Below are 9,918 nucleotides of genomic sequence, written 5' to 3' on the forward strand. Positions count from 1 at the left end.
ATCTACCGCCGCTACACGGGGCACGACAATGCGCAGGTAATAGATAATCTCTCGCTTATAGCCGGTGGTGGCAGGGCAGGGCGGTGCGTGATACGGCTTCCGCTCATACCCGGATATAACACCGATGCCGACCGCGCAAGTTCAGAAGCCAGGTTAAGGGATATGGGCTTTGAACATTTTGACAAATTTAATTATGAAATACCATGACACGGGGAAAGGAAATTTGCGGAATACTGAAAGACATACGCCGCCGTATAGCCGAGGCGAACGGTATAGAATATGTTGCAGCTGAATGCCGTTATGAAGGCGACTGCAGCGGCACTTGTCCGCGATGCGAGGCCGAGGCGGCTGCTCTATGGCGTCAGCTCGACATGCGCCGTGCCGCAGGCAGGGCAGTGGTGCTAGCAGGACTTTCAGCCGGACTGCTTACGGCGTCGGCACAGAGCAGCGGCGGAGCAGGGCAAGGCTGTGGCTCATGCCACTCAGGTTGTCAGCCGGCGGAAGTGTCAAGCCGTAATCCGGCTGCGGAAAATGTTGACACAATCAAGGTTATGCACAACAGCGGCAAGGCAGAGCCGCGCTTGTCTGCCGATATAGACGACCGGCAATTGTTTGGCGCGATAAACGAAGTTATGCCGCAGTTTAAGGGAGGCGTCAAGGCCATGGCAGATTATGTCAAGTCGTCGGTAGACTCTATTATGGCTGAAGACGACTGGCAATTGTTTGGCGCGATAAACGAAGTGATGCCCCAGTTTAAGGGAGGCGTTAATGCCATGGCAGATTATGTCAAGTCGTCGGTAGACTCTATTATGGCTGAGCGCAACCTGAAGGTCGACTCCCTGTCGGCAGGCCGTTGCGTAGTTTCGTTTACAGTTATGAAAGACGGCAGCATAGCCGATGTTAAGGTAGTTAAGAAACTTAACGATGCTTTCGACAGCGTAGCCGTTGACGTGGTGAAAGGCATGCCGCGCTGGAATCCCGGTAAGCGTAACGGAAAATGCATAGATGCAAGATACACCATACCGATAATATTCCGTGTTTATCCGGACGATGTGCAACCGGACAAGATGCAGCAATAAATTGGTTTGCAGATAGATTAATAAAAGGCAAACATGTAATCAGAAGCTGTGCCTGCAGCAGATGTCTTTATTGTGCCGGAACAATTTATGGGCTTTGTTTTTGTGAGGTATAATTTTTTCTATATTGCGGTCTGCCGGAAAAAATACAGCCTTGCGGCATCTTCTTTGTCAAGTTTCCGCAAGGCTGTATGTGTTGTTATGGTTTTACAAGCTCCATCTTTCCTTTGGCGTTCTTTCTGAAGTCGAGTTCATAGAACACCGTTGAGGTCTGTCCCGCATTGCTTACGGTCTCCTTACCTTTCTCGATGACGTTGAGTTTTATTGAAACTTTCGGGTCGTCGTATGTGTTCATCGTGTAGCTGTCCATCGACTTAAACTCAAATTCGGCCGGTATCAGTGCCTTTGCAGCCTCAATGTCCTTCATCACTTCGGCAGGGTTAAGGTTGGCCATGTCTATGGCAGGCACGTCTTTGGCGTTGAGATTTTTGTGCCATTTCTCCCATCCTGCGTCAGTAAGCTCTGTTGCCTTCCAGCCCAGGTCAGACATGAACGACTGGTTCCACACGCGTCCGTCTTTGTCAACCATCTCATAGGTAAAAATAGAAACGTTGTTAGAAAGTTCGTCGCGTCCCATGCCTTCGGTCCACGACACGCTGATTATCTTCCACTGGTCGGGCTTGATGTTGTCGGCTGCTATTGATTTGGCTTTTTCAACAGCACTCTCCGTGTCCATTTTCACCCCTGTCAGATCTTTCAGCCCCGACTTGCTGCACGCCGTAATCATTATGGCTGCGAGGGCCAGCATAAGCACTCTCTGTAAGTTTTTCATAATAACTCAATTTTTTTAATTAAACAATAAATATTCTTTGTCTTTCTCTAAAGTGTTTTTACCGTGTTGACCATATGCGGCAAACAAAACCGAACGGTCGTTCATATTTGTCTGCAAATATATGAATTTAAACCGTTCGCATTGCAATTTCAACAAATTGTTAACACTTTATAACTTATCGCCGGGCGTTGCTTTGCGTCTGAAAGAAGCTTACATTTAGCCGGTGCCCAGCCGATGCGTGCAAAGCAGTTGCCGGCAACAATAGTATGAAAGGTATGTCGGCGTTATGATTAAACAGCCAAAACCATTAAAAATCAATGAATTTATTTTGTCTTGCCCCCGATTTGCATTATCTTTGCACAAGAAAAGCTGCATCTCGGCATAACGTTCAAGCGAGCTTGACGATTCTGCTCTCGATTTGCATTTTCTTTGCACAAGAAAAGCTGCATCTCGAAATATTTTATGCCGGACGGCCAAGGAGAGCAGCTGAATATCTTTCAAGAACAAACAATTATATACCGTAAATATGATTCTTTTTTTCAGAACTCCATCACAAAGCGTTATTGCTACCGAAGCTGACCATCAGCTCAATAACGAGGAAATAAAGGAACTGTGCTGGCTTTATGGCGATGCCACACTCGTAGAAGACAACTGCCTCAGCGGATATTTCGTAGGCCCGCGCCGCGAGATGATTACCCCCTGGAGCACAAATGCCGTTGAGATTACACAAAACATGAATCTGAACGGCATTTCGCGTATAGAGGAATACTTCCCCGTAAGCAGCAAGGATGCCGACCATGACCCCATGCTGCAGCGCATGTACGACGGACTGGACCAGAACATTTTCACTGTTGACCACAAGCCTGAACCAATCAAGCACGTTGACAACCTTGAGGAATACAACGAGCAGGAAGGTCTGGCGCTGTCGCCCGAGGAAATTGAGTATCTGCACAAGATTGAGAAAGAGCTTGGTCGCCCGTTGACCGACTCTGAGATCTTCGGTTTCGCACAGATCAACTCTGAGCACTGCCGCCATAAGATTTTCGGCGGTGTGTTCATCATCGACGGCAAGGAGATGGAGTCGTCGCTCTTCAACATGATAAAGAAGACGACAAGAGAGAATCCGCACAAAATTCTGAGTGCATATAAAGACAATGTGGCTTTCTCACAGGGTCCTGTTATCGAGCAGTTTGCCCCGGAAGACCAGTCTACATCTGACTATTTCCGTGTTAAGGACATCGAGAGCGTTATCTCTCTGAAGGCCGAGACACACAACTTCCCTACAACCGTAGAGCCGTTTAACGGTGCCGCTACCGGTACGGGTGGTGAGATTCGCGACCGTATGGGCGGTGGTGTAGGTTCATGGCCTATCGCCGGAACAGCCGTTTACATGACTTCTTATCCGCGCATCGACGGCGGACGCGACTGGGAGGACATCCTGCCCGTGCGCAAATGGCTGTATCAGACACCTGAGCAGATTCTTATCAAGGCTTCTAACGGTGCGTCAGACTTCGGCAATAAGTTCGGTCAGCCGCTGATCACTGGTTCTGTGCTTACATTCGAGCATAAGGAAGGCGACGAGAAATATGCTTACGACAAGGTTATCATGCTTGCCGGCGGCGTTGGCTACGGCACAAAGCGCGACTGCCTGAAGAAGGAGCCGCAGAAGGGCAACAAAATTGTTGTTGTTGGCGGTGATAACTATCGCATCGGTCTCGGCGGCGGAAGTGTTTCTTCTGTAGACACCGGCCGCTACAGCAACGGCATTGAGCTTAACGCCGTTCAGCGTGCCAACCCCGAGATGCAGAAGCGTGCTTACAACCTTGTACGTGCATTGTGCGAGGAAGATGTCAACCCGGTTGTCAGCATCCACGACCACGGTTCTGCAGGACACGTTAACTGTCTGTCAGAGCTCGTTGAGGAGTGCGGCGGTCAGATAGATATGACCAAGCTGCCTATAGGCGACAAGACACTGTCGAGCAAGGAGATTATAGCAAACGAAAGTCAGGAGCGCATGGGTCTGCTCATTGACGAAAAACATATTGAACACGTGCGCAAGATAGCTGAGCGCGAGCGTGCCCCGCTGTATGTAGTAGGCGAGACTACAGGCGACGCTCACTTCTCGTTCGTTCAGGGCGACGGCGTTAAGCCTTTCGACCTCGACGTTGCTCAGATGTTCGGTCATTCACCAAAGACATATATGGTGGACAAGACCGTAGAGCGCCATTATGAAAACGTAACTTACAGCCAGGACAAGCTCGACGAGTATCTCAACCGCGTGCTGCAGCTTGAGGCCGTTGCCTGCAAAGACTGGCTCACAAATAAGGTTGACCGCAGCGTTACAGGTAAGATTGCGCGCCAGCAGTGTCAGGGCGAAATACAGTTGCCTCTGTCTGACTGCGGCGTCGTAGCTCTCGACTATCGCGGACGCAAGGGTATAGCCACAGCCCTCGGACACGCTCCTCAGGCAGGTCTGGCTTCGCCCGAGGCAGGAAGCGTGCTGTCAGTGGCCGAGTCGCTCACCAACATCGTATGGGCTCCTCTCGAGGACGGTCTCGACAGCGTAAGCCTCTCTGCCAACTGGATGTGGCCCTGCCGCTCACAGGAAGGCGAGGATGCACGTCTTTACAGCGCAGTCAAGGCTCTGTCAGACTTCTGCTGCGACATCAAGGTGAACGTTCCTACAGGTAAAGACTCTCTCTCAATGAGTCAGCAGTATCCCGACGGAACAAAGATTATCAGCCCGGGAACAGTTATCGTCAGCAGCGGCGGTGAGGTTTCAGACATCCGCAAGGTGGTTTCTCCCGTTGTAGTAAACGACGCCAAGTCGAGCCTATATCACATCGACTTCTCGTTCGACGAGCAGCGTCTGGGCGGAAGTGCTTTCGCACAGAGCCTCGGCAAGGTAGGCGACGACGTTCCTACAGTGAAGAATCCCGAATACTTCCGCGACGCGTTCAACACCGTTCAGGAGCTTATCAAGAAAGACCTCGTAATGGCAGGTCACGACATCAGCGCCGGCGGTATGATAACCACTCTTCTCGAAATGTGCTTCGCCAACACCAAGGGCGGCATGGACATCGACCTGAAAGAGATTGGCGGCGACGACATGGTTAAGATTCTTATGGCAGAGAACCCCGGCGTTATCGTTCAGATTGCCGACAAGGATGCTGAAGAGTTCAAGACCATAATGGACAACAACAGCATAAGCTACGCCATGATAGGTAAGCCGGCTGTAGGCACACGCACACTGAAGGTTACCAAGGGTGCGTTCAACCACGAATTTGACATCGACGCTCTGCGTGACGTATGGTACAAGACTTCATATCTGCTCGACCGCGACCAGAGCATGAACGGATGTGCCGACGCCCGTCATGAAAATTATAAGAAACAGCCGCTGGAGATGAAGTTCAACGACTCGTTCACAGGCAAGCTCGAGCGGTATGGCATTTCGGCCGACCGCCGCGAGCGCACAGGCATCAAGGCTGCCATAATACGTGAGAAGGGAACCAACGGCGAGCGCGAGATGGCTTACTCGCTCTATCTTGCAGGCTTCGACGTTAAGGACGTGATGATGACCGACCTTATCAGCGGTCGCGAGACTCTCGAGGACATCAACATGATTGTGTTCTGCGGCGGTTTCTCTAACTCTGACGTGTTAGGCTCTGCCAAGGGATGGGCAGGAGCGTTCCTCTTCAACCCGAAGGCTAAGGAGGCTCTCGACAAGTTCTATGCCCGCAAGGACACCCTGTCGCTCGGCATCTGCAACGGCTGCCAGCTTATGGTTGAGCTTAACCTCATCAATCCTGAGCACGAAAAGAAGGCAAAGATGCTGCACAACGACTCACACAAGTTTGAGAGCGCGTTCCTCAGCCTTGACATACAGCAGAACAACAGCGTAATGTTCGGCTCGCTGAGCGGCAACAAGCTGGGCATATGGGTGGCTCACGGAGAAGGCAAATTCTATCTGCCTGAGGGCGAAGACAAATATAATGTTGTTGCAAAATACAACTATGCCGAATATCCGGGCAACCCCAACGGCTCTGACTATGCCGTTGCAGGTATCTGCTCAGCCGACGGACGCCATCTGGCAATGATGCCTCACCTTGAGCGCGCCATCTTCCCGTGGCAGAACGCATGGTATCCGGCAGACCGCCGCAACGACGACGTTACGCCGTGGATTGAGGCCTTTGTCAATGCGCGCAAGTGGATTGAAGAGAACAAATAATAAACAAGCAAGCTGAAAAGTAAAAAGACAAGAGCCCTGTCATGACGGCCGTCAGCACAGCCCGTGGCGCCTTTACTGTAAGGCGGTGCGGCAAAGGCCGGACAAGGCGGAGCGCGTGTCTTTTTACTTTTCGTTTTTAAACAACTAAAACAAGGATGAGCAACTTTTATTTAGAGAGCTTCAAGACTTTTTTCAAGATAGGCCTGTTCACCCTGGGAGGCGGCTACGCCATGATTCCTATAATAGAGTCGGAGGTGGTCGACAAGAAGAAGTGGGTGAGCAAGGAAGACTTTCTCGACATCATAGCCATAGCCCAGAGCTGTCCGGGCGTGCTCGCCATCAACGTGAGCGTGTTTATAGGCTACAAGATGAAGAAGGTGAAGGGCGCCGTGTGTACCAGTCTGGGCACAGCCTTGCCCTCGTTTCTTATCATTCTGGCCATAGCCATGTTCTTCCATCAGTTTGAGGACAACAAGGTGGTTGCGGCCATCTTCCGCGGCATACGTCCGGCTGTTGTGGCTCTCATAGCCGTGCCTACGTTCAAGCTGGGACAGAGTGCCAAGATCACTCTTACTAACTGCTGGATACCCATTGCCGGTGCGCTGGCTATATGGCTGCTCGGCGTCTCGCCCATACTTGTTATCCTCATTGCCGGCATCGGCGGCTATGTCTACGGCAAGTATATAAAGCCTACGGAGTGACATTAATCTAAAAAAATGACGAACCAAATAAAGAGCATATTCTTATGATTTACCTGTATTTGTTCATAACGTTCTTTCAGATAGGTCTGTTCGGCTTCGGCGGCGGCTACGGCATGCTCTCGCTCATTCAGGGCGAGGTGGTGCACAATCACGGATGGCTCACCACGGGCGAGTTTACCGACATCGTGGCCATAAGTCAGATGACGCCGGGCCCTATCGGCATCAACTCGGCCACCTACTGCGGCTATACTGCCGTTCACAATGCCGGCTACGGCTACTGGATGTCTATCCTCGGCAGCGTAACAGCCACCTTTGCGCTGGTGCTGCCGTCGCTAATACTAATGATTCTGATATCGCGCCTGTTCATGAAATATATGAACACGCCCACGGTTCAGAGCGTATTCTCAGGCCTTCGTCCTGCCGTTGTCGGACTGCTCGGCGCTGCCACTCTGCTGCTTATGACTCCCGAGAACTTCAGTGCCCCGTCTGTCAATCCCTGGCAGTTCTGGATTAGTTGCTTCCTCTTTGTGGCAACCATGGTGGGCACGTGGCATTTCAAGATCAATCCGATACGCATGATATGCTACAGCGGTTTTGCCGGACTGATTCTGTTATACTGATAAACATAGTTTGAGATAATATCCCCTTGGCTCTTCGGTTTTGAGGAGTTGAGGGGATTTTTTTATTGCATGATTTACGTAAATACAGATTCCTCTTTACGCAAAACACTATCAACTGCATTGCAAAAGGTAGCTTTTTACATACTCAAAGGTGCCCTTTTGCATTATGAAAAGGCATGTTTCGCAGTATGAAAGGCTACTTTTTGCGCCATGTAACATGGCGGCAAAGAGCATAAGCAAAAAAGTTTTTGTTAAAAACTCGTCACTCGTCACATCATGGTTTAATGCGTTGTCTGTCAGACTGTTATGGTGTGACGAGTTGATTTTGGAACTCGTCACCGCCGGAGACAGCAGGGCTTGCGTGACGAGTTGGAATCTCAACTCGTCACACTCTAATGCTTTGTAAATCAGAAGGTTATGTGCTGATGTGACGAGTGATGAGTTTTTAAAGAAAAATAATTACGCTTTATATTCCTGCTTTGGGTTGACTTCATGCAGGCCAACACCTGTTTTTAGTTGGCTATAGCCCGTGTTATCGCTATTGCCTGTTGACTTTATGCGCCATTGTATGTTATTTGTTTTTGCGTTGCCGTATGCTTAATGATTGATGTTAAGTGCCGATAGTCAGGATGAATATATAGCGACAAAATAAAATTCCGGCAGATTTTTTAATGTCTGCCGGAACATGAAGCATTGTCCTGTTATAAGCCTACTTAATTAGATTTGTGGTATTTCGGAAAAACTCTTTAATGTCTTTATATTGTTACGTCATATCTGATGTTTGTCATTTCTTCTTGTCGCTTTTAAAATAACGTATCATTTCCGGCAGATTAATGCCCATATGAATGGAAGTATAATAAGCCTTATTGTTTGTTATTGTCTTATACAACGGAGTTAAGGACATTGACGCTCCCATATATATACCCATGAAACAAAAAGAATATTCAAGGTTAAGTCCGAAACGGTTAAGTCTTATGGCGTCAGGGACATTCGGTGCGGCACTGCCTGCTGCAGGAGAGAAGCGGTAAGCACCATTAGTGCGCACCTCTGCGGATATTCCGAGATTCATGCAATATGAACGATAGTCATGTTGTAAAGACAGCATCAACGGTATGCGCAGTGTTCCGTAATTCATGTTGTTGCCTGATGCCTTCATGTCAAGTTTGGTGAAGTCGAGCCTGTCGCCCTGCATGCCTGCTGCATAGTTCTTGTCGAAACACATGTGTACCCATGTTAGCTGAACGCCTCCAACCAGTCCTAATGTATTGCTCTTGTCGAATGGCAGGGCAAACGACCACGGCGTTATTCCTATTTCGAACGATTTGCTTCTGCGGCTGTATATGCCCTCATTTTTTGTAGAACCTATTTTGTTGCCCATATAGTTGTAACCATACCATATAGTCGGCAGATATGAGCGGAATTTCAGGTTCTGCAGGTTTTCAGTAGGAATTAGCGGTGAACCTACATAAACCTGCTCCACTTCCTGACCGTTAACGTACTCCATTTCACGTGTTTTCAGAAGCTGAAAACCGTTGTTGTCGTAAACTTTCACTATTGTTTTGCTGTCCTGCACGTCTACAACTATTTTCTTGTCTTTCACGTTGAACGTAGTGTCGTTGGCCTCCTCGGCGTATGCTGTGGCAGAAAGTATGAGTGCCGTAAATAAGAATAGCAGTTTCATCATTAATGTGTTTTAGGGTTATTGTTTGTGTTATATACGTATGCCCAGTCCGAACGACACGGGATAGCATTTGGGTGCAACGCTTGTCTTGAGCAGCGGCGTGAGAGCCGTGCGTGCATAGATCATCAGACAGCCGTAGCCGGCGCGTATGTCGAGGTTGAGGCCTACGGGATTCATGTTTATGTCGCCCGTCTCGGTGGTCTTGTTCTTTCCGATGAAGTAGCGCGAATGGTCGTTCCAGCGCAGTTCGACAGACGGACCTATTGCCGCGAACATATCAGCGCCGCCGGTGCGCTTCTGCCACTCTAACATCACCGGAATGCGGATGAAGGTGTAGCTTATGTAGCTCTTTTTGAGCGTCTCGCCCTCAATCTGCCTCATGGAGGTTATGCCGTCGGTTGTAGACAGCACGTAGTTGTCCTGAAAGTGATGATGCACCTGACCTATCTGAAACGCCGATGTAAGCGCCAGCGGATTGGTTATTCTGAAGGCCAGACTTGTCAGCGTGAAGCCATATTCCCACGACTTTGAGTCGCGTGTGTGCATGCCGGCGTTGCCTCCCGTGCCCATCACGCTTCCGGCAAGCTGGCTGAAGCCCATGAAGAACAGCGGATAGTGGCTTCTGGGCTTGCTCTTCTTGCGGTTGAGGCTTTGCGGAATGAAGGGTGACGTTACATATACGCGCTCAATCTCCTGTCCGTCAACAAAGTTAGTCTCGTATGTGCGGTTAAACTTCTTGCCGTCGCTGCCGTAGACAGATATTTTTGTGCTTCCTGCTGA

At 49.6% G+C, this 9,918-nt stretch carries 7 protein-coding genes and 1 pseudogene; 5 read left to right on the forward strand and 3 right to left on the reverse strand.

Annotated elements, in window-relative coordinates:
- Together QVO66_RS10230 and QVO66_RS10235 are read left to right on the forward strand one after the other, a co-directional pair.
- A pseudogene (locus tag QVO66_RS10230) lies at positions 1-207 on the forward strand (radical SAM protein); the annotation flags it as partial.
- Positions 204-1,079 carry an energy transducer TonB gene (locus QVO66_RS10235; protein WP_021855397.1) on the forward strand — a complete coding sequence of 292 codons (876 nt, stop codon included), beginning with the start codon at positions 204-206 and terminating at the stop codon, positions 1,077-1,079. The pseudogene QVO66_RS10230 and the gene QVO66_RS10235, both read left to right, overlap by 4 nt.
- Positions 1,080-1,275: 196 nt before the next feature.
- Here the strand turns inward: QVO66_RS10235 and QVO66_RS10240 are convergent, their stop codons facing one another.
- On the reverse strand, positions 1,276-1,908 hold the full coding sequence (locus tag QVO66_RS10240; RefSeq protein ID WP_021855398.1) for a hypothetical protein: 633 nt from the start codon (positions 1,906-1,908) through the stop codon (positions 1,276-1,278).
- A 526-nt stretch (positions 1,909-2,434) separates the two neighbouring features.
- Here QVO66_RS10240 and purL point away from each other — a divergent pair.
- From purL to QVO66_RS10255, 3 genes are all read left to right on the forward strand, one after another.
- The gene (gene purL / locus QVO66_RS10245) at positions 2,435-6,136 is read left to right on the forward strand and encodes a phosphoribosylformylglycinamidine synthase (protein WP_021855399.1); all 3,702 of its coding nucleotides are present in this window, start codon (positions 2,435-2,437) and stop codon (positions 6,134-6,136) included.
- A 155-nt stretch (positions 6,137-6,291) separates the two neighbouring features.
- Positions 6,292-6,837, forward strand: a complete 546-nt coding sequence (locus QVO66_RS10250) for a chromate transporter (protein ID WP_021855400.1) — start codon at positions 6,292-6,294, stop codon at positions 6,835-6,837.
- 44 nt (positions 6,838-6,881) lie between these two features.
- Complete coding sequence (locus tag QVO66_RS10255; protein ID WP_021855401.1) at positions 6,882-7,457, forward strand: chromate transporter; 576 nt, start codon at positions 6,882-6,884, stop codon at positions 7,455-7,457.
- Between the two features lie 784 nt (positions 7,458-8,241).
- Here the strand turns inward: QVO66_RS10255 and QVO66_RS10260 are convergent.
- Positions 8,242-9,141, reverse strand: a complete 900-nt coding sequence (locus tag QVO66_RS10260; RefSeq protein ID WP_053398794.1) for a hypothetical protein — start codon at positions 9,139-9,141, stop codon at positions 8,242-8,244.
- 27 nt (positions 9,142-9,168) lie between these two features.
- On the reverse strand, positions 9,169-9,918 hold a 750-nt coding region (locus QVO66_RS10265; RefSeq protein ID WP_288172810.1), incomplete at its 5' end, for a hypothetical protein.

The sequence above is a fragment of the Prevotella sp. CAG:255 genome (assembly GCF_000431195.1).
Classification (GTDB): Bacteria; Bacteroidota; Bacteroidia; order Bacteroidales; family Bacteroidaceae; genus Prevotella; species Prevotella rara.